Origin of the sequence: Amycolatopsis sp. NPDC006125, assembly GCF_040614195.1 — a bacterium.
Lineage (GTDB): Bacteria > Actinomycetota > Actinomycetes > Mycobacteriales > Pseudonocardiaceae > Amycolatopsis_E > Amycolatopsis_E tucumanensis.
This window is the reverse complement of the sequence record NZ_JBEXTZ010000007.1, coordinates 19549-38312: the sequence shown is the minus strand read 5'-3', so window position 1 is coordinate 38312 and position 18764 is coordinate 19549. Positions and strand designations below refer to the sequence as shown.

Here is an 18764-nt window from a genome sequence, read left to right as displayed (position 1 = left end):
CCCTTGGAAGGAGCAGCATGTCCTCCTCGCCCGTTGTCCGTGTCGTGACCGCCGCCTGCGCCGGGGTCGCGGTGGCCGTGGCGTTGCTGGCGGTCTTCGCCGGGATGGGCGTGGCGCTGGTGGTGCTGCTGGGCATCGTCGCGCTGGTCACATGCGTCCCGGTGTGGTTCGCGCCGGTGTTGCTCGCCCGCCGCCGCGGTGTGGCCGACGTCCGGCCGATCGCGGTGTTCACCCTCCTGGCGGGGTGGTCCCTCATCGGCTGGGTCGCCGCGCTGATCTGGGCCGGCGCGGCGCGCGCGGAAGCCGGGCCCCGCCCGGTCGGGACCTAGCCGGCGAGTGAGCGGCCCGTCTCCGCGAGCGTGTCGCGGAGGATGCGCACGGCTTTGGGGCCCATGCCGTGCAGGGCGAGCAGCTCGGCCTCCGTCATGGCGGCGACCTGGTCGAGCGTGGTGATCCCGGCGTTGCCCAGTGCGCGGGTGGCGGGGCGGCCGATGGCCCGCGGCAGGTCGCCGCTCTCGCCCGCCACCGCCGCGGTGGCCGTGCGCGCGAGGTGTTCCGGGGCGTGCGCCAGCCAGGCGCGCCACACCCAGTGGTTGAGCTGCCGGCCGTCGATGTCGGCCAGCGGCACCCGCACCCCGCCGCTGTCCCGGGCGGCCGTCGGGTGCGCCGCCAGCAGCTCGTCCACCTCGGACGCGGGCAGCCACAGCGTCACCTGCTTGTCCACCAGCGCGGCGAACACCGCGCCGCCCACGGTGAAGGCGCCGCCGTCCTCCGTGGTTTCCGGCAGGGACCGCGCCGTTTTGCGGAGCTGCGCCGCGCTGGTCACGAGGCGCGGAAGAACCGGTCCAGCACGCGGGTGCCGAACTTGAGCGCGTCGACCGGCACCCGCTCGTCCACGCCGTGGAACAGCCCGGAGAAGTCCAGGTCGGCGGGCAGCTGGAGCGGCACGAACCCGAAGTTGCGGATGCCCAGCGTCTGGAAGGACTTGGCGTCGGTGCCGCCGGAGAGCATGTAGGGCAGCACCTTCGCGCCCGGGTCCTCGGCGGTGATCGAGGCGGTCATGGCGTCGACGAGCGCGCCGTCGAAGGTGGTCTCGACCGGCGGCAGCTCCATCCACTCCTTCTCGATGTCCGGGCCGAGGATCTCGTCGAGCTCGCGGTCGAAGGCCTCCATGCGGCCGGGCAGGATGCGGCAGTCCACGGCGGCTTCGGCGACCGAGGGGATGACGTTGGACTTGTAGCCGGCGGTGAGCATCGTCGGGTTGGCGGTGTCGCGCAGGGTCGCGCCGATCATGCGGGAGATGTTGCCGAGCTTGGCGACCGCGCCGTCGATGTCGTCCTCGGGGAAGTCCCAGCCGGTGATCTCGGTGACGCCGGCGAGGAACTCGCGCACGGAGTCGGTGAGCACGAGCGGGAACCGGTGCTGCCCGAGCCGCGCGACGGCGGCGGCGAGCTTGGTGACGGCGTTGTCGTGGTGGATCATCGAGCCGTGCCCGGCGGTGCCGCGCACGCGCAGCTTCATCCAGCGGATGCCCTTCTCCGCGGTCTCCACCACGTAGGTGCGGACGTCGTCCTTGAGGCTGATGGAGAAGCCGCCGACCTCGCTGATCGCCTCGGTGGCGCCTTCGAACAGGTCGGGGCGGTTGTCCACGAGCCACTGGGCGCCGTACTTGCCGCCGGCCTCTTCGTCGGCGAGGAAGGCAAAGATGATGTCGCGCGGCGGGACGATGTTCTCGCGCTTGTAGTGGCGGGCCAGCGCCAGCATGATGCCGAGCATGTCCTTCATGTCGACGGCGCCGCGGCCCCACACGTAGCCGTCCTGGATGGCGCCGGAGAAGGGGTGCACGGACCACTCGGAGGCGTCCGCGGGGACGACGTCGAGGTGGCCGTGGACGAGCAGCGCCCCGCGGCTGGGGTCGGCGCCGGCGAGCCGGGTGATGACGTTGTGGCGGTTGCGGCCGCCGGACTCCACGTACTCGATCTCGTAGCCGACCTCGGTGAGCTTCTCCGCGACGAACTCCGCTGCCGCCTTCTCCCCCACCAGCGTGTCCGGATCGCCGGTGTTGGTGGTGTCGATGCGGATCAGGTCGCTGGTCAGCGTGACGGCTTCATCGGCCGCGGTCTCGATGCTCACGCCGCCATTCCTATCATCAACGCTGTGGGCGATCAGCTGGAGCGCGCCCTCGGGCTCGCCCGCGACGTCTCGGGCCCGGAGCTGCTCGGCGTGTACCTCCACGGCTCGGCGGTGCTCGGGGGTCTCCGCCCGGCCAGCGACCTGGACGTCCTCGCCGTCACGCGGCGGAGCCTGGACCAGCGGCAGCGGCGGGCACTGCTGGCCGGCCTGCTGGAGATCTCCGGCCTGACCACCGCGGTGCGGCCGGTCGAACTGACCGTGGTGGTCCGGTCCGAGGTCAGCCCGTGGCGGTTCCCGCCGGTGGGTGACTTCCTCTACGGCGAGTGGCTGCGGGAGGAAATCCAGGCGAGCGGGCCTCCCCAGCCGGAACCGATGCCCCACCTGGCGCTGGTGCTGGCGATGGTCCTGGCGGGCGACCACCCGCTGGCCGGGCCGCCACCCGCCGGGCTCCTGGACCCGGTGCCGCATTCGGACGTGGTGCGGGCGAGCGTGGCGGGCATCCCCGAACTCGTCGCCGACCTGGACGGCGACACGCGCAACGTCGTGCTGACCCTCGCCCGTGTGTGGGCGACCCTCGCCACCGGGGAGATCAAACCCAAGGACGCCGCGGCGGACTGGGCCCTCGCGCACCTGCCCGCGGCACACCGTCCGGTCCTCGCGCACGCCAGGGACCTGTACCGGACGCGCCACTACGCGGAGGAGACCTGGAGCCCCGACCTGGTGCCGCGGGTGCGCCCTCTCGTCGACGAGGTGCTGGCCCGCATCGACGGGCTGCGGGGCTGAGTCACGGCCGGTTGCCGATGCCGGTGCGCACCTCCTGGATGCGGGTCGGGGCGTTGTCCGGGGTCAGCGGCGGCGTCGCCATGCCCGCGCCGGCGCGCAGCCCGGCGAGGAACTCGCCGATCGCTTCCAGGCCGTCGTGGCGCGGGGTCCAGCCGAGCTCGTCTCGGGCGCGGGTGGTGTCCATGATCGGCAGCCGCAGGACGGTGTCCAGCAGGCCCGGTGAGGCCGGCAACAGGTGGGCGTACCAGCCGGCGGCGACCACGCCGCGGATCGCCCACGTGGGCACCGGGACGGTGCGGGCGCCGAGCAGGCGGGCCAGCGCCTTGGCGTCGACGACCGGGTCGGCGGCGATGTTGAACGCCCCGCGCACGTCCTTCATCGCTGCCAGGCGGAACGCCTCGCCGATGTCGGCGGAGTGCACCGCCTGCACGCGCAGACCCGGGATGTCCGGGACGACCGGGATCAGCGACGGCCGGGCGAGGCTGCCGGGGAGGAACGGGCCCGCGAACAACCGCCGCTGGGCGGAGGCGGCTTCCCATTTGAAGATGAACGCCGGGCGCAGCCGCACCACCCGCACGCCGGGGTTGGCCTTCTCGAACCCGTCGAGGTAGCGCTCCAGGTAGGCCTTCTCCCGCGGGTAGGCGGCCGCGGGCCAGCCGTGGGTGGGCCAGCTCTCGGTGACCGGGCTGTCCTTCGGGCCCGGCGAGTAGGCCCCCACCGACGAGGAGTACACCACGGCGGGCACGTTCTCCCTGGCCACGGCCTCGAACACGCGGATCGCGCCGAGCACGTTGGACCGCCAGGTCAGCGCCGGGTCGTGGGTGGGCTGGAACAGCCACGACAGGTGGATCACCACGTCGGCGCCGCGCACCAGGTGGGCGATCTGGTCCTCGGCCAGGTCGGCGGTGCGCCACTCCAGCTTCGGCACGCGCCACTCCGGTTCGCGGCGGACCACGCCGAGGATCGAGGCCACGGCCGGGGTCACGGCTGAGCGCCTCGACGGTGCTGGTGCCCACGTTGCCGCTGGCGCCGGTGACGACGACGCGCAGGCCCTTGCTCGCTGGCGAGTTCATGCGGACGCGGATACCCGGCGCGCGTGGGCGCGAACCGTCGCGTTTGGTGCCGCCGGGAGCGGGGACACCTCGGGGCAGGTGAGGAAGGAGTGTGCGCATGGGACAGCCACGTCAGCAACAGGAACCGCCCGGCGTGACGGACGAGATGGAGCCGCGGCCGCGGGACCGGATGGCGGACTACACCGGGCGCGGGTTGCTGCGGGACAAGCGGGCGCTGGTGACCGGTGGTGACTCCGGCATCGGGCGCGCGGTCGCGATCGCGTTCGCCAAGGAGGGCGCCGACGTGGCGATCGCCTACCTGGACGAGCACGACGACGCGGAGGAGACCGCGGAACTGGTGCGCAAGGAGGGCCGCCGCTGCCTGCTGCTGCCCGGCGACCTCGGCTCGCGCGAGCAGTGCCGCAAGGTCGTGGACGAGACGGTGCGGGAGTTCGGCGGGCTGGAGGTCCTGGTCAACAACGTGGCCACGCAGCAGGAGCTGGACTCCCCCGAGGACCTGACCGACGAGCAGTGGACGCGCACGTTCGACGTGAACATCCACAGCTACTTCCGGGTGACGCACGCGGCGCTGCCGCACCTGGGCGAGGGCTCGTCGATCGTGAACACCGCGTCGGTGAACGGGTTGCGCGGCAACAAGTCCCTGATCGACTACTCGGCCACCAAGGGCGCGGTGATCGCGTGGACCTACGCGATGGCGCAGGCGCTGGCCGAGAGGGGCGTGCGGATCAACGCGGTCGCGCCGGGTCCGGTGTGGACACCGCTGATCCCGGCGACGATGTCGCCGGAGCACGTGGAGAAGTTCGGGCAGCAGGTGCCGATGGGGCGGGCGGCGCAGCCGGACGAGCTGGCGCCGTCGTTCGTGTTCTTCGCGTCGAACCAGTTGTCGTCGTACTACACCGGTGAGGTGCTCGCCGCGCTCGGCGGCGAGACGATGCCGGGCTGAGGAGGGAACATGCCGCAGGAGCCAGCGTCGGAGCAGCAGGAGAACCTGGAGCTGGACGCCGAGCCGAAGCCGCTGGAGGACCCGGTGAGCTGGCGGGTGCGCGACCCGGACCGGGCGGTCGAGCCGGACTCCGAGGCCGCGGCCGGGCAGGTGTCGGCGCCGGACCGGTCCAACGAGCTGGTCGACGCCGAAGGCACCGAGATCGGTGAGGACCGGGGCCGTCAGCGGCCCGCCGGGGGCGCCGAGCAGCAGGCGATGCGGGTGGAGGACGGCGAAGTTTGACGTACGGCCGTACCGGGAAGCCGTGGGGCAGGCACGAGAGGCGACAGGAGGTGCTCCGATGCCTGGACGTGAAGCCCTGCCCAGCACGCTGAAGCGGTCGTCGAAGAAGGCGCAGGACACGTGGGTGAAGACCCACGACTCGGCGGTGGAGACCTACGGCGAGGGGCGGCGCGCGCACCAGACGGCGTACGCGTCGCTGAAGCACTCGTTCGAGAAGGTCGGCGACCACTGGGAGGAGAAGGGCCGCAAGGGCCCGTCGGACAAGCAGGCCGCCCGGGGCGCGGGGCGCAAGGCGACCAAGACCGCCGGTGGTGTGGACGCCTCGGCCAGCAAGCAGCACCTGTACGACGTGGCCAAGAAGCTGGACATCAAGGGCCGCTCGTCGATGAACAAGAACGAGCTGGTCAAGGCGATCGAGAAGGCCAACAACAGGGAGACCGCGAAGGCTCGCCGGTAGCAGGTACTGGTTGGTGGAGGGCCCGGCGCGCGCCGGGCCCTTCGTCATGTCCGGGGTGGTGGGCCGGCGGCCGCCTGCAGCGGCGGCTAGCCCTCCGTGGAGCCGCGCGTGGCGGGCCGAGCTCGGCGAGATGCCGCCGGGTGGTGCCCGCTGAACCGCTTCCGGCGCGCCGCGCCCCTCTCACGCCGGGGTTGTGGACCTGCAGCCGCCGGGGGACAGCGGGACTTGCCCTCCTTCACGCCGGGGGCCTGCCGAGCGGACCTCGCTGGGCGCGCCTCGCGCCGTGACCTTCCGTCATCCGACCCTGCTGGACCGGAAGCCCCGCCGACCGGCCGGGGGTGCTTCGCGGGCGGAGCCGGGCGTGGCCCTCAGCGAGGGCGGCAGCCTCGTGCGAGGCCGGGGATCTCTTCGGACCGGGCCACATTCATGCCGGGGGCAGGGGCGGCCTGCCGAGCCGGTCGATGGTCTGGCGCGCGGGGCGCGGCACGCGCCAGTCGAGGCGGGTGCCTGCGCTGCGTTCGAGCTTGGCGAGCACCTGCCGCGCAGCGGCGAAGGCGGCTTCCTGCTCCGCGGGGGTGGCCGCGCCCTCGGCGAGTTCGAGCAGTTTGATGCCCTGGTTGATCAGCGCCCGCTCGTCGGTGGTGAACCGGGATGCGCGCAGCTTGTCGGCCGCCTCGCAGGCCGCTGTCCAGGCCTTTTCGGCGGTTTCGGTGGCCTCCACGTACTTGCGGGCCAGGTCGGTGGGCGGGTAGGTCTCGGTGTGCAGGGCCATCGCCTCGTGGAAGGCGTCGATGAACCGGCTGGTCGAGGGCACCGCCGGGTCGGCCAGCGCGGGCCGGCGCAGCACCTGCTTGGGGTCGGACTCGTAGTCGCCGTACTCCCCCGCGATCCGGGCGTACCGCTCGCGCGCGGCGTCCCACAGCACGCGCAGCGACGCGGCCGCGTCGGGGGCGTCGATGGACCGTCCGGGTGGACGGGCGGGTGCGGGGTGGGCGCGGGTCTGCCAGCGGTGGTGCATCGCGGCGCGCGAGTAGGAGGCGGCCAGCACCCAGATCAGCACCATGATGGGCCAGATGAACGCTCCCAGGTCTTGGTAGGGCATCGGCAGCTCCCTCACCACGGCGGCGCCCCGGCGCGAGCGCCCTGACTCCATGATGCGCCTGGTTTCGTGAGCGGTCCGTGTAGTGCGGTGGAATGCGCCACATCCGCCGCGCGCCCGCGCCTGGCACAATCCGGGGCACTTGCACGACGACGAGTGGGGAGCAGTGCCGATGGGGCCGCTGGCGGGGATCAAGGTGCTGGAACTGGCGGGCATCGGCCCTGGACCGCACGCGGCGATGATCCTCGCCGACCTGGGCGCGGACGTGGTGCGCGTCGAGCGGCCATCGGGTGGCCTGCAGGTGCTGCCGCCGGAGGCGCGGGACCACGTGCTGCGCGGCCGCCGCTCGATCGCGGCCGATCTGAAGACCCCCGAGGGCAAGCGGCTGGTGGAGCAGCTGGTCGAGAAGGCGGACGTGCTGCTGGAGGGTTTCCGGCCGGGCGTGGCCGAGCGGCTCGGTGTCGGCCCGGAGGACTGCTTCGCCCGCAACCCGCGCCTGGTCTACGGCCGGATGACCGGCTGGGGCCAGGACGGCCCGATGGCGAAGCGGGCCGGGCACGACATCAACTACATCTCCCTGACCGGCGCGCTGCACGCGGTCCGCGACACCGGCGGCAAGCCGATCCCGGCGCTGAACCTGGTCGGCGACTTCGGCGGCGGCTCGATGTTCCTGGTCACCGGGGTGCTGGCGGCGCTGGTGGAGCGCGCCAGTTCCGGTCGGGGCCAGGTGGTGGACGCGGCGATGGTCGACGGCGCGAGCGTGCTGCTGCAGATGGTGTGGGCGCTGCGGGCACAGGGCGCGTGGGCCGACGAGCCGGGCACGAACCTGCTGGACACCGGCTGCCCGTTCTACGACACCTACCGGTGCGCCGACGGCGGGTACATCGCGGTGGGGGCGCTGGAGTCGCAGTTCTACGCCGAGCTGCTCAAGGGCCTCGGCCTGGACGGTGAGGACCTGCCCGCGCAGGGCGACCGCTCCGGGTGGCCGAAGCTGCGGGAGCGGTTCACCGAGGTCATCGCCTCCCGCACCCGCGACGAGTGGACGGCGGTGTTCGCCGGGACGGACGCGTGCGTGACGCCGGTGCTGTCCTTCGCCGAGGCGGCGGAGAACGAGCACCTGAGCGCGCGCGGCTCCGTGCGGGACATCAACGGCGCGACCCAGGCCGCGCCCGCGCCGCGGTTCTCCCGGACGCCCAGCGGCGAGCCGTCGGCGCCGCCCACGCCGGGCGCGGACACCGAAGCCGTGATCCGCGACTGGGGTCTTCAGGCCTGAGCGGGCCGGGGCAGGCCGACCTGGTCCGGCACCACGCGGACCAGGTCGCGTAGCCAGGTCTCCACGTCGTCGGGCCACCACCGGCCCGACGGCAGCCGGGAGAGCGCTTCCCGCACCGCGGACGCCGTCGGCGCGGCCGGGACGACCCGGCTGGGCGCGGCCCCCGCGAGCACGCCCAGCCACCAGTGCTTCCCCGTGGGCGGCAGGGATTCCGGGTCGAGCACGACGTAGTAGTCAGGCAGCAGCGTGACGCCGCGGCGGAGGTCGGCGACCGCGCTTTCGATCGCGACCTCCAGTGCGCCGGCGGGTGCCTGCCGGTCGAAGAACCCGGCCCACGCCTGCGCGACCCCGGCGAGCGGGTCCCGGTCGTGCACCACGTACGCGGCGTGCGACACCAGGGCGCCCGCGTCCGCCGACGCCGCCACGTGCACGTTGGCCAGCCCGTCGAGCCCGGCCATGACCTTGTCCGCGCCTGCCCCGGCGAGCACGACGACGGTGCTGTTCGGCCTTGCCATGCAACCCAACCTACCGACGGAAGTCGTAGGCCGAACAGAGGTCTGGACCTCCTGCGGAAGTGTGGGCTAGGTTACAGCAGGGCGCTTAAGTTGCCCACGGCAACAAATCCGATGCGTCAAGGAGGACCACGGATGAGACCCCGATCTGTTCGCCGGAAAATCCTCTTCGCCGCGCTCGCCGCCACCGTCGCGCTCGTCTCCGGCGCGACCACGGTGTCGGCGGCGCCCGTCCAGCACCGCCCCGCCTACCTCGACGCGGGCAAACCGGTCCCGGTGCGGGTGGCCGACCTGCTGTCCCGCATGAGCCTGGACGACAAGCTCGGCCAGATGACCCAGGCCGAGCGCGGCGCCATCACCGACCCCGCCGACATCGCGACCCACCGGCTCGGGTCGCTGCTGTCCGGCGGCGGCTCGGTGCCCACGCCGAACACCGCCCAGTCCTGGGCCGACATGTACGACGGGTTCCAGCGCGCCGCGCTGACCTCTCCCCTGCGCATCCCCATCATCTACGGCGTGGACGCGGTGCACGGCCACAACAACGTCTACGGCGCGACGATCTTCCCGCACAACATCGGCCTGGGCGCGACCCGCGACCCGAAGCTGGTGGGCCGCATCGGCGACGCCGTGGCCGAAGAGGTGTCGGGCACCGGCGTGGACTGGGACTTCGCGCCGTGCCTGTGCGTGGCCCGCAACGACCGCTGGGGCCGCACCTACGAGTCCTTCGGCGAGACCCCGGAACTGGCCTCGTCGATGACCACGATCATCGACGGCCTGCAGGGCAGGTCGTTGTCCGACAAGGGATCGGTCCTGGCCACGGCCAAGCACTACGTCGGCGACGGCGGCACGACCGGTGGTGTGGACCAGGGCGACACCGAGCTCACCGAGCAGCAGTTGCGGGCCATCCACCTGGCGCCGTTCCGCGCCGCGGTCCAGCGCGGGGTCGGGTCGGTGATGATCTCCTTCAGCAGCTGGAACGGCGTGAAGATGCACGCCAACCGCTACCTGATCACCGATGTGCTGAAGGGCGAGCTGGGCTTCTCCGGGTTCGTCGTGTCCGACTGGCAGGGCATCGACAAGATCGACGGCCAGGAGGGCTTCACCGCCGAGGAGGTCCGGGCCTCGATCAACGCGGGCGTGGACATGGTGATGGTGCCCTACGACTACGTGAAGTTCATCGACACGCTGCGGGCCGAGGTGCAGGCGGGCCGGGTGCCGATGAGCCGCATCGACGACGCCAACCGCCGCATCCTGACCAAGAAGTTCCAGCTCGGGCTGTTCGAGCGGCCCTTCACCGACCGGCGCTACACCTCGACCGTGGGCAGCGCCGGACACCGGGCGCTGGCGCGGCAGGCGGTGCGCGAGTCGCAGGTGCTGCTCAAGAACGACGGCGGCGTGCTGCCGCTCGGCAAGAACGGGCAGAAGATCTTCGTAGCGGGCAAGAACGCCGACGACATCGGCAACCAGAGCGGCGGCTGGACGATCACCTGGCAGGGCTCGAGCGGGCCGATCACGCCGGGAACCACGATCCTGCAAGGGATCCGCGACAAGGCGCGTTCCAGCGCGGTCACCTACAACCGGGACGGCGTCGGCATCGACGGCAGCTACGACGTCGCGGTCGCGGTGGTCGGCGAGACGCCGTACGCGGAGTTCATGGGCGACCGGCCGGCGGGCATGGGTCTGGACGCGGAGGACCTGGCGACCCTGCAGCGGCTCAAGGATTCCGGGGTGCCGGTGGTGGTCGTGCTGGTGTCCGGCCGTCCGCTGGACATCGCCGCGGAACTGCCCGGCTGGGACGCGCTGCTGGCGTCGTGGCTGCCGGGCACCGAAGGCGGCGGCGTCGCCGACGTGCTGTTCGGCGACTACAACCCGACCGGGAAGCTGCCGGTGACGTGGATGCGCAGCGCCGCGCAGCAGCCGATCAACGTCGGCGACGGGCAGGACCCGCTGTTCCCCTACGGGTACGGGCTGCGCTACCGCCGGGGCTGACCGGTTCCGCCACGATTCCTGAAACCTATTTTCCACTGCTGGAAACCCTTCCCTTGGCGAATGGCCGGTCCTAGGCTCCTGCCATTCGTCAAGGGAAGGACCAGCGCGAAATGGCCTGCACCGACCGGGGCCGCCCGGTCATCGCCGGAGAGGCGCGCTAACCGCCGTGGACATCCCCCGGCTACGGGCGAGCTGGACCACCGTCGCCGAGCGCGGTGACGAGGTCCCGCTCTGGTTCTACGCCACGCTGTTCCTGCTCCGCCCGTCACTGCGGGACCTGTTCCCGGTGTCGCTCGCGTCGCAGCGAAAGCGCTTCGTCTTCGGGCTCGGGCAGATCGTCACCCACGTGGACGACCTTGACGCCGCGGTCCCCTACCTGCGCGGGCTGGGCCGGGCGCACCGCGAGGCTGGGGTGCGCCCGGAGCACTACCCGCTGGTCGGGCAGGCGCTGCTGGCCACGCTCGAGCACTTCCTCGGCGAGCGGTGGACGCCGGAGCTGGCCGCGGACTGGACCAGCGCCTACGCGGTCGTCGCCGAGGTGAGGACCAACGCCGAGGTGCGCGGCCGGGGACGGCAGACCGTGCTGCTCCCGCCGCCGGACACCGGAACCGGTCCGCAGCACGGGCTGACCGCGGACCGCGTGCGGGCCCGCCCGTTCCGGCGCGCGCCCTGGCACCGGCGGGGTTTCGACCGCGGCGACGTGCACGACTTCCAGCGGCGGCTGGCCGACGAGCTGGCCACCCGCGACCGCGAGGCGGCGCGCCTGCGCGCGGAGGTCGCGCGGCTGCGGGCCCGCGACGCGTCCGACGGCGTGCCGACGGTGGACGAGCAGGCGGTCGCGTTGCCGACGCGGGCGCAGCTGCTGGCCGAGGAGATCCTGACGAGCGCCGAGACCCGGCGACGGCGGCTGGCCGCGCAGGCGCACCGCCAGGCCGAAGCCGCCGCGCACGCCGCCGGCGAGGCCTACCGGGCGGCGATGGGCTCGCGGTGCACGGTGCAGGGCGAGGAGATGGAGCGTCGCCTGGCGTGGACGCGCACCTACAGCCACGCGCTCGGCATGCCGCTGCGGGTCGCCGAGGCTGCGTTCCGCATGCGGGAAACCGGCTGATCCTGGAAAGGAGACAGCGCCGGAACGCCAAGGCGCGACGCCCGACGCGACGCGAGTGCGGCCAGGCCGGGGTCCGTTGAGTGGCAGAGCGACCAGCGAAGAACCGCCCGGCGGTGGCCGTGCGCTCAGGATGCCGCTGCGGGCCGCGAAGCCGCCTTCCGCGTGCGGAAACCCGGCTGATCCTCGCGCGCCGCAACATCGGGCGCGCTGCCCGGCGCAACGCGGTCGCAGCGCCACAGCGGAGTCCGTTGAGCGGCGTGCGGAGCACCGCCTAGCGGTGGCCACGCGCTCGGCATGCCGCTGCGGGTCGCCGAGGCTGCGTTCCGCATGCGGGAAACCGGGTGATCCTGGGAAGAGCATGCAGGGATCCGGTTGATCCTGGCGCGCCGGCACCGTGGGCGCGGCGCGGTCGCGGCACCTGGGCAGGGCTCCTCGAGTGGCGAAGCGTTCTGCGGAGCAAGGATCAGCGGCGGCCCGCGCGGCTGCCCTGGTAGGCGGGCTCCCGCAGGCGGGACAGCCACTCCGGGTAGAGCCGCGCGCCGGGTGGGCTGTGCAGCATCGGGTCGAAGCTGGGGCGCTCGCCGTCGCCGAGGGGGGTGTCCAGTGCGATCCGCGCGACCGGGGTGGCCGGGCCGGTGAGCTTCGCCGCCGAGCAGGTGACCGTCACCGCGTCCACGTCGTCGAGCGCGGCGCCGTCCGGGCCGTCCACCTCGGCGAGGATCCACCGCAGCCCGGCGGCCACCCGGTAGGGCACGAGGCTGCTGAACACCGTCCGCCGCCACCCCGTCGCCGGCCTCAGCAGCACCCGCGCGCTCGCGCTGGCCAGGGTCAGGTCCCACGGCCCGTCGTCGGTCGGGATGCGCAGCGCCAGCCCGAGGATGTCGGGCATCCCGCGCGGCAGACCGGCCCCTTTGGACAGTCGCGCCACTACCGGCCCGCTGGGTGGCAGCGGCAGCTCGCCGGGGGTCAGGGTCTCCAGGGTGCCGCGCAGCAGGACACCGCGCGGGTGGAACACGCGCGCGTGCCGCAGCCGGGCCAGCGCGCCGAACACGGGTCGCACGACGGGAGGTGCCATATCGGGCGGCTACCCAGCCGCGGGCGAATCATCCGCCCCGCGGTGGGTAGCCGTACCGGACACCGACCGGAAGGGCCGTTGATGTTCCCCGCCGACTCGCTCACCTTCATCGGCACCGCCACCACCCTGGTGCGGCTGGGGCCGTTCACGGTGCTGACCGACCCGAACTTCCTGCACCGCGGCCAGTGGTCCCACTTCGGGCAGGGCCTGGTGTCCCGGCGCCGCACCGAACCGGCCGCGCAGGTCGCCGACCTGCCCCCGCTGGACGGGGTCGTGCTGTCCCACCTCCACGGCGACCACTTCGACCGGGTCGCCCGCCGGGACCTGCCCGCCGACGTGCCGATCCTGACCACCGAGCACGCCGCCCGCAGGCTGGCCAAACGCGGCTTCCAGGCCACTGTCGCCCTGCCCACCTGGGGCGGCGACACCTTCCGCGACGGCGACGCCCAGCTCACCGTTACCGCCGTCCCCGCACGCCACTCCCGCGGCCCGCTGAACCGGATCCTGCCGCCGGTCATGGGCAGCATCTGGGAGTACACCCCGCACCCGGGCGCGCCCATGCTGCGGATCTACGTCAGCGGCGACACGATCATCCACGACGACCTGACCGGGATCCGCCGCCGCTACCCCGAAATCGACCTGGCCGTGCTGCACCTGGGCGGCACCCGCGTCCTCGGCGTACTGGTCACCATGGACGACCGGCAGGGCGGCCGGATGCTGGAGCTGATGAACCCCACCCACGTGGTGCCGGTGCACTTCGACGACTACGGCAAGTTCACCTCGCCGGTGTCGAACTTCCTCGCCGAGGCCGCACGCCGCCACCCGGCCACCGACGTCCGGCTGCTCGCCCGCGGCGAGTCCTTCTCGCTGGCGAACCTGCTCAGCGCCCGCTCACCCGGTTGATCGCGTCCCGCTGCGGCTCCACCACGTACCGCGGGTCCTTCGTGGACTCCACACCGGCCTCGAACACCCCGAACCGCTGCAACGCGCTGCCGGCCAGCAGCGCCAGCCCGGACACCACCTGCACGACCCGGCTGCGCCGCCCGGCCAGCGCACCGGCCGCGCCGCCCAGCGTCAGGTACTCCGACCACTTCCGCAGCCGGTGCGCCTTGCCGGTGGTGTAGGCCTGCGAAACCAGCCCGAGGCGCTGGTCGACCACCTTCGACGCCACCAGCTCCGCCGCCGCGCCCAACACCGCCAGCCGTCGCGCCGGCCCCGCCTCGGCGACCGGCGCCCACACCATGCCCCACCCGGCACCGCTGGCCGCGGCCGACCCGGTGAACACGAACGGCAGCTGGCGGTGCGCCGAGTGCCAGGCGGGCACCGCGGTCTGCGACAACAGCACCGCCGTGTACGAGGCCACCCCGGGCGCGATCGCCGCCGCCGACAACCCCGCAGGCCGTGCCAGCCGACCCAGCAGACGGCCGGGCAGCGTGGCCCGCCACCGCCGCGGCACCAGCTCCGCCGCCCCGGCCACCCCCGCGCCCGGCCCGTAGGCGACCAGGATCCAGGTGCCCACGCTCATCGGCGAACTGGGCTTGGCCACCCGCAGCATGTGCAGGAACCGCTCCGGCCGCCCCAGATCCGCCACCAGCAGGTACATGCTCGCCACCAGCGCGCCCAGCGCCCCGGCGCGGCTCGCCCGCCGCAGCACCGGACGGCCGGTCAGGTCCGCCCCCGCGCCGAGCATCGCCGACCCGGCCGACAACCCGCCGGTGAACAGGTAGGCCGGGATCTTCCACTCCCACACCGGCGGCTTGAGCACCGGCCGCCCGTAGTAGGACCGGAACTCGGCCTTGGGCACCGCGACCTGCTCCTTCATCCCCTGCCCCGTCCGAAGAACACCGACACCGCGGCGGCCGCCAGCGCGGACGCGGCCATGCCGGCGAACTTCCACATCGACCCCGCGTCCCGCGTCGGCACCACCGGATCCGGCGGCAGACCGTACACCTCGGGCTCGTCCAGCAACAGGAAGAACGCGCCGTCGCCACCCACACCGTCGTCCGGGCTCTCCCCGTACAGCCGCGCCTCGGTCACCCCGGCCTCGTGCAGCGCGTCCACCCGCCGGGCCGCGCGCTCCCGCAGCTCGTCCAGCTGCCCGAACTGGATCGAATCGGTCGGGCACGCCTTCGCGCACGCCGGCTCCAGCCCGTCCCGCAACCGGTCGTAGCACAGCGTGCACTTCCACGCCCTGCCGTCGTCCTCGCGCCGGTCGATCACCCCGTACGGGCAGCCGGACACGCAGTAGCCGCACCCGTTGCAGATGTCCGGCTGCACCACCACCGAACCGAACTCGGTGCGGAACAGCGCCCCGGTCGGGCACACGTCCAGGCACCCGGCGTGCGTGCAGTGCTTGCACACGTCCGAGCTCATCAGCCACCGGAAATCCGTGCGGGCCTCCGCGCCGCTGCCCGCCCCGGGCAGGTCGAACGAGGGCAGCCCCAGGTCCACCGGCTCCGGCGACACCGCACCCGGCCGCTCCTGCTCCACGAACGCCACGTGCCGCCACGAGTTCGCGCCCAGCATCCCGGTGTTGTCGAACGACATGCCCAGCAGGTCGAACCCGTCGTCAGGCACCCCGTTCCACTCCTTGCACGCCACCTCGCAGGCCTTGCAGCCGATGCACACCGAGGTGTCGGTGAAGAACCCCATCCGCGGCGGGTGCCCGGAATAGCCGGCATCGCCCGCCACGTCGTCCAGCGGGCCGTAGAAGCTGTTGCTCATGACCGCTCCTCCGTGTGGGCGCTGTCCGGACGCGCCGTGGCGATCCGCGTCCCGGTCTCCACGGTGATCCCCGCCCGCGTGCGGTACTCCTCCAGGTAGGCCAGCAGCGCCGGGCCGCGCGGACGCCGCCCCGGCCGGATGTCGCAGGTGGCCACCTTGCTCTCCTGGATGAACACGTTCGGATCCACCACCACGCCCAGCAGGTCGTTGACCACGTCGCCGTCCACCAGCCCGGTGTGACCCCAGTGGTAGGGCATCCAGATCTGGTGCACCACCCGGTCCTCGATCCGCAGCGGCCGCATCCGCTCGGTCACGAACACCCGCGCTTCCACCGCCGCCCGGCTCGTCACCACGTGCGCCCAGTCCAGGTGCGCCAGCCCGCGCTCGGCCGCCAGCTCCGGCGAGACCTCCACGAACAACGCCGGCTGCAACTCCGCCAGGTACGGCAGCTGACGGCTCATCCCGCCCGCGGTGTGGTGCTCGGTCAGCCGCGCCGCGGTGAACACGAACGGGAACACCTCACCGTGCGCCTCCGGCGGCGACGGGTTCGACGGGTTGTCCACCCGCCCGTACACCTTGCGCGCCGGGTTGCCCTGCTGCCCGTACAGCGGGTTGCGCACCGGCGACTCGTGCGGCTCGTAGTGCGTGGGCAGCGGCCCGTCCAGCACCCCGTTCGGCGCGAACAGCCACGCCTTGCCGTCGGCCTGCATGATGAACGGGTCGTCCCCGCGCAGCGCGTCCGGACCCGACGCGCCCGGCTCCGGCCGGAAGTCCGGCGGCTTCGTCTTCTCGAAGTCCGGCACGTCGTGCCCGGTCCACTCGCCCTTGTCCGCGTCCCACCACACGAGCTTCTTGCGCTCGCTCCACGGCCGGCCCTGCGGGTCCGCCGAGGCCCGGTTGTAGAGCACCCGCCGGTTGAGCGGCCACGTCCAGCCCCACTCCGACTCGTACGGGCCCTGCTCGTCGTGCGGTTTGCGGCGCGCCGCCTGGTTCACCTCATCGGCGTACACGCCGCTGTAGATCCAGCACCCGCACGCCGTGCTGCCGTCGGCCTTGAGCTCCAGATAGCCGTTCAGCGCTCGGCCGGTGGTCAGGTCGACGCCGTTGATCCGCCGCAGCACGTCCTCGCCGGAGGGCTCGTCGCCGTGCTCCATCCGGTAGTCCCACCACAGCTCCCGCAGCGGCTGGTCCCGCTCGTCGGCCGAGGTCGCCAGCTTCTCCTTCAGGATCCGGCCGAGGTGGTAGAAGAACCACAGCTCGCTGCGCTGGTCGCCCCTCGGCTCGACCGCCTTGTCCCGCCACTGCAGCATCCGCTGCGTCTGGGTGAACGTGCCGGACTTCTCCACGTGCGAGGCCGCCGGGAAGAAGAACACCTCGGTGCGGCACTGCTCCGGCACGATCTCCCCGGTCTCCACCTCCGGCGAGTCCTTCCAGAACGTGGCGCTCTCGATCATCGCCAGGTCCCGCACCACCAGCCAGTCCAGGTTCGCCATGCCCAGCCGCTGCAACCGCCCGTGCGCCGACCCCACCGCCGGGTTCTGCCCCAGCAGGAAGTACCCGAACACCTTCCCGTCGATCATGTCCATGACCGTGCGGTAGGTGCCGTGGTCGCCGTTGATGCGCGGCAGGTAGTCGAAGCACCAGTCGTTGTCCGCCGTGGCGTGGTCGCCCCAGTACTCCTTCAGCAGCGACACCAGGTAGGCGTCGGCGTTGCGCCAGAACCCCTTCTGCCGGTCACCCCGCACCAGGTGCAGGTAGTCGTCGATGCTCTCGTGCGAGGTGTCCGGCATCGGCAGGTAGCCGGGCAGCAGGTTGAACAACGTCGGGATGTCCGTCGACCCCTGGATCGAGGCGTGCCCGCGCAACGCGAACACCCCGCCACCCGGACGGCCGATGTTGCCCAGCAGCAACTGGATGATCGACCCCGCCCGGATGTACTGCGCGCCCATCGAATGCTGCGTCCAGCCCACGCTGTACACCAGCGCCGCGGTCCGCTCCCGCCCCGAGTTCTCCGTCCAGGCCCGGCACACCTCTTCGAACACCTCGGCAGGGACGCCGCAGGTCCGCTCCACCATCTCCGGCGTGTACCGCGCGAAGTGCCGCTTGAGCACCTGGAACACGCACCGCGGGTGCTCCAGCGTCGGATCCGCGGCGATGTCGTCCGCCCCGCCCTCCAGCGGCGGCCCGCCCGAACCGTGCTGGTAGGGCGAGGACTGCTCCTTCGACCGGCTGCCCCGGCCCTCGCGCGGCCGTGCGCTCTCGTAGTGCCAGCTCGCCGGGTCGTAGGACCCCGTCTCCGGGTCGTACCCGCTGAACAACCCGTCCAGGTCCTCGGTGTCCCGGAAGTCCTCCCGCACCAGGAACGACGCGTTCGTGTACGCCCGCACGTACTCCCGGAACTCCAGCCCGTTGGACAGGATGTGGTTGATCACCCCGCCCAGGAACGCGATGTCCGAGCCCGCCCGCAACGGCACGTGCCGGTCGGCCAGCGCGCTCGTCCGCGTGAACCGCGGGTCGATGTGGAACACCTTCGCGCCACGCGCCTTGGCCTCCACCACCCACTGGAACCCGACCGGATGGGCCTCGGCCATGTTCGAGCCCATGATGATCACGCAGTCGGAGTTGACGAGGTCCTGCTGGTAGTCCGTCGCGCCACCGCGACCGAAGGAGGCTCCCAGACCGGGAACCGTGGCGGAGTGTCAAATACGGGCCTGGTTCTCGATCTGGATCGCACCCAGCGCCGTGAACAACTTCTTGATCAGGAAGTTCTCTTCGTTGTCCAGCGTCGCGCCGCCCAGGCTCGCCAGTCCCATCGTCCGCCGCAACGGGTTGCCGTGCTCGTCGGTGTCCTGCCAGCCCCGCCGCCGCGCGTCCAAAACCCGCTCGGCCACCATCTCCATCGCCGACGGCAGGTCCAGCTCCTGCCACTCCGTCGCGTACGGCGCGCGGTAGAGCACCTTCTCCTGCCGCTGCGGGCCGGTCACCAGCTGCTTGCTCGCCGACCCCTTCGGGCACAACCGGCCCCGCGAGATCGGCGAATCCGGGTTGCCCTCGATCTGCACGACGCGCTCGCCGGAGACGTACACCTTCTGCGCGCACCCCACCGCGCAGTACGGGCACACCGAGTGCACCACCCGGTCCGCGGACGCGGTGCGCGGCATCAGGGAGTGCGACCGGGCGGACTGCGCCGCGCTGCCCCGGCCCAGCCGGTCGGCGCCGGTCAGCTGCCGGTAGACCGGCCACGACCGCAACCAGTCACCCACGCCCATCGCTCACCTCCCGGCACGTCCCGCTTTCCCGCCCGCAGGGCGGG

17 protein-coding genes and 1 pseudogene are annotated in these 18764 nt (G+C 72.7%); 9 read left to right on the top strand and 9 right to left on the bottom strand.

Features of this window, described 5'->3' with window-relative positions; genetic code table 11:
• The first annotated feature begins 17 nt into the window (after nucleotides 1–17).
• The gene (locus tag ABZ193_RS05725; RefSeq protein ID WP_051123519.1) at nucleotides 18–329 is read left to right on the top strand and encodes a superinfection immunity protein; all 312 of its coding nucleotides are present in this window, start codon (nucleotides 18–20) and stop codon (nucleotides 327–329) included.
• Here the strand turns inward: ABZ193_RS05725 and ABZ193_RS05720 are convergent.
• Both ABZ193_RS05720 and ABZ193_RS05715 read right to left on the bottom strand, forming a co-directional pair.
• Nucleotides 326–826, bottom strand: a complete 501-nt coding sequence (locus tag ABZ193_RS05720; protein WP_354709051.1) for a hypothetical protein — start codon at nucleotides 824–826, stop codon at nucleotides 326–328. The genes ABZ193_RS05725 and ABZ193_RS05720 overlap by 4 nt on opposite strands.
• Nucleotides 823–2133: a M20/M25/M40 family metallo-hydrolase gene (locus ABZ193_RS05715; RefSeq protein ID WP_020417973.1), complete on the bottom strand. Its 1311-nt coding sequence runs from the start codon at nucleotides 2131–2133 to the stop codon at nucleotides 823–825. Before ABZ193_RS05715 ends, ABZ193_RS05720 begins: the two co-directional genes overlap by 4 nt.
• 24 nt (nucleotides 2134–2157) lie before the next feature.
• Here ABZ193_RS05715 and ABZ193_RS05710 point away from each other — a divergent pair, with 24 nt between their 5' ends.
• A complete protein-coding gene (locus ABZ193_RS05710; protein WP_354709050.1) occupies nucleotides 2158–2916 on the top strand; it encodes an aminoglycoside adenylyltransferase family protein in 759 nt (252 codons plus the stop codon).
• A 1-nt stretch (nucleotide 2917) separates the two neighbouring features.
• Here the strand turns inward: ABZ193_RS05710 and ABZ193_RS05705 are convergent.
• Nucleotides 2918–3989: pseudogene (locus ABZ193_RS05705) on the bottom strand (NAD-dependent epimerase/dehydratase family protein).
• 97 nt (nucleotides 3990–4086) lie between these two features.
• On the opposite strand from ABZ193_RS05705, the gene ABZ193_RS05700 reads away from it, so the two are divergent.
• Genes ABZ193_RS05700 through ABZ193_RS05690 form a run of 3 tightly spaced genes read left to right on the top strand, consistent with a single transcriptional unit; the run spans nucleotide 4087 to nucleotide 5671 of the window.
• Nucleotides 4087–4932 carry an SDR family oxidoreductase gene (locus ABZ193_RS05700; RefSeq protein WP_354709049.1) on the top strand — a complete coding sequence of 282 codons (846 nt, stop codon included), beginning with the start codon at nucleotides 4087–4089 and terminating at the stop codon, nucleotides 4930–4932.
• A gap of 9 nt (nucleotides 4933–4941) precedes the next feature.
• Nucleotides 4942–5214, top strand: coding sequence for a hypothetical protein (locus ABZ193_RS05695; RefSeq protein ID WP_020417977.1), 273 nt, complete (start codon nucleotides 4942–4944; stop codon nucleotides 5212–5214).
• A gap of 58 nt (nucleotides 5215–5272) precedes the next feature.
• Nucleotides 5273–5671, top strand: coding sequence for a ChaB family protein (locus tag ABZ193_RS05690; protein WP_020417978.1), 399 nt, complete (start codon nucleotides 5273–5275; stop codon nucleotides 5669–5671).
• A gap of 424 nt (nucleotides 5672–6095) precedes the next feature.
• Here the strand turns inward: ABZ193_RS05690 and ABZ193_RS05685 are convergent, their stop codons facing one another.
• Nucleotides 6096–6773 carry a hypothetical protein gene (locus ABZ193_RS05685; RefSeq protein ID WP_157358525.1) on the bottom strand — a complete coding sequence of 226 codons (678 nt, stop codon included), beginning with the start codon at nucleotides 6771–6773 and terminating at the stop codon, nucleotides 6096–6098.
• Nucleotides 6774–6942: 169 nt separating this feature from the next.
• Here ABZ193_RS05685 and ABZ193_RS05680 point away from each other — a divergent pair, with 169 nt between their 5' ends.
• Nucleotides 6943–8043 (top strand): CaiB/BaiF CoA-transferase family protein, encoded by a 1101-nt coding sequence (locus ABZ193_RS05680; protein ID WP_354709137.1) that lies wholly within the window; start codon nucleotides 6943–6945, stop codon nucleotides 8041–8043.
• Here the strand turns inward: ABZ193_RS05680 and ABZ193_RS05675 are convergent.
• Nucleotides 8034–8558: a hypothetical protein gene (locus ABZ193_RS05675; protein WP_020417980.1), complete on the bottom strand. Its 525-nt coding sequence runs from the start codon at nucleotides 8556–8558 to the stop codon at nucleotides 8034–8036. The genes ABZ193_RS05680 and ABZ193_RS05675 overlap by 10 nt on opposite strands.
• A 132-nt stretch (nucleotides 8559–8690) precedes the next feature.
• On the opposite strand from ABZ193_RS05675, the gene ABZ193_RS05670 reads away from it, so the two are divergent.
• Both ABZ193_RS05670 and ABZ193_RS05665 read left to right on the top strand, forming a co-directional pair.
• Nucleotides 8691–10544, top strand: coding sequence for a glycoside hydrolase family 3 N-terminal domain-containing protein (locus tag ABZ193_RS05670; protein ID WP_354709048.1), 1854 nt, complete (start codon nucleotides 8691–8693; stop codon nucleotides 10542–10544).
• Between the two features lie 166 nt (nucleotides 10545–10710).
• Nucleotides 10711–11652 (top strand): globin domain-containing protein, encoded by a 942-nt coding sequence (locus ABZ193_RS05665; RefSeq protein WP_354709047.1) that lies wholly within the window; start codon nucleotides 10711–10713, stop codon nucleotides 11650–11652.
• A gap of 463 nt (nucleotides 11653–12115) precedes the next feature.
• Here the strand turns inward: ABZ193_RS05665 and ABZ193_RS05660 are convergent, their stop codons facing one another.
• Nucleotides 12116–12727: a hypothetical protein gene (locus ABZ193_RS05660; RefSeq protein ID WP_354709046.1), complete on the bottom strand. Its 612-nt coding sequence runs from the start codon at nucleotides 12725–12727 to the stop codon at nucleotides 12116–12118.
• A gap of 81 nt (nucleotides 12728–12808) precedes the next feature.
• Between ABZ193_RS05660 and ABZ193_RS05655 the strand changes: the two genes are divergently transcribed.
• Entirely contained in the window at nucleotides 12809–13630 is an 822-nt protein-coding gene (locus tag ABZ193_RS05655) for an MBL fold metallo-hydrolase (RefSeq protein WP_354709045.1), read from the top strand.
• On the opposite strand, the gene nrfD is transcribed toward ABZ193_RS05655, so the two are convergent.
• From nrfD to fdh, 3 genes are read right to left on the bottom strand one after another with little or no spacing between them, the layout of a single operon-like run.
• Nucleotides 13608–14549: an NrfD/PsrC family molybdoenzyme membrane anchor subunit gene (nrfD, locus tag ABZ193_RS05650; RefSeq protein WP_354709044.1), complete on the bottom strand. Its 942-nt coding sequence runs from the start codon at nucleotides 14547–14549 to the stop codon at nucleotides 13608–13610. The genes ABZ193_RS05655 and nrfD overlap by 23 nt on opposite strands.
• Nucleotides 14546–15451, bottom strand: a complete 906-nt coding sequence (locus ABZ193_RS05645) for a 4Fe-4S dicluster domain-containing protein (protein ID WP_237334820.1) — start codon at nucleotides 15449–15451, stop codon at nucleotides 14546–14548. The genes nrfD and ABZ193_RS05645 overlap by 4 nt, the downstream gene beginning before the upstream one ends.
• Entirely contained in the window at nucleotides 15448–18720 is a 3273-nt protein-coding gene (gene fdh / locus ABZ193_RS05640) for a formate dehydrogenase (RefSeq protein WP_354709042.1), read from the bottom strand. The genes ABZ193_RS05645 and fdh overlap by 4 nt, the downstream gene beginning before the upstream one ends.
• Nucleotides 18721–18764: the final 44 nt, after the last annotated feature.

What these genes read in the sequence shown, in the direction of transcription:
- ABZ193_RS05725 (WP_051123519.1), top strand. Translation starts at nt 18, where the DNA reads ATGTCCTCCTCGCCCGTTGTCCGTGTCGTGACCGCCGCCTGCGCCGGG.
- ABZ193_RS05700 (WP_354709049.1), top strand. Translation starts at nt 4,087, where the DNA reads ATGGGACAGCCACGTCAGCAACAGGAACCGCCCGGCGTGACGGACGAG.
- ABZ193_RS05695 (WP_020417977.1), top strand. Translation starts at nt 4,942, where the DNA reads ATGCCGCAGGAGCCAGCGTCGGAGCAGCAGGAGAACCTGGAGCTGGAC.
- ABZ193_RS05690 (WP_020417978.1), top strand. Translation starts at nt 5,273, where the DNA reads ATGCCTGGACGTGAAGCCCTGCCCAGCACGCTGAAGCGGTCGTCGAAG.
- ABZ193_RS05685 (WP_157358525.1), bottom strand. Translation starts at nt 6,773, where the DNA reads ATGCCCTACCAAGACCTGGGAGCGTTCATCTGGCCCATCATGGTGCTG.
- ABZ193_RS05680 (WP_354709137.1), top strand. Translation starts at nt 6,943, where the DNA reads ATGGGGCCGCTGGCGGGGATCAAGGTGCTGGAACTGGCGGGCATCGGC.
- ABZ193_RS05675 (WP_020417980.1), bottom strand. Translation starts at nt 8,558, where the DNA reads ATGGCAAGGCCGAACAGCACCGTCGTCGTGCTCGCCGGGGCAGGCGCG.
- ABZ193_RS05670 (WP_354709048.1), top strand. Translation starts at nt 8,691, where the DNA reads ATGAGACCCCGATCTGTTCGCCGGAAAATCCTCTTCGCCGCGCTCGCC.
- ABZ193_RS05660 (WP_354709046.1), bottom strand. Translation starts at nt 12,727, where the DNA reads ATGGCACCTCCCGTCGTGCGACCCGTGTTCGGCGCGCTGGCCCGGCTG.
- ABZ193_RS05655 (WP_354709045.1), top strand. Translation starts at nt 12,809, where the DNA reads ATGTTCCCCGCCGACTCGCTCACCTTCATCGGCACCGCCACCACCCTG.
- nrfD (WP_354709044.1), bottom strand. Translation starts at nt 14,549, where the DNA reads ATGAAGGAGCAGGTCGCGGTGCCCAAGGCCGAGTTCCGGTCCTACTAC.
- ABZ193_RS05645 (WP_237334820.1), bottom strand. Translation starts at nt 15,451, where the DNA reads ATGAGCAACAGCTTCTACGGCCCGCTGGACGACGTGGCGGGCGATGCC.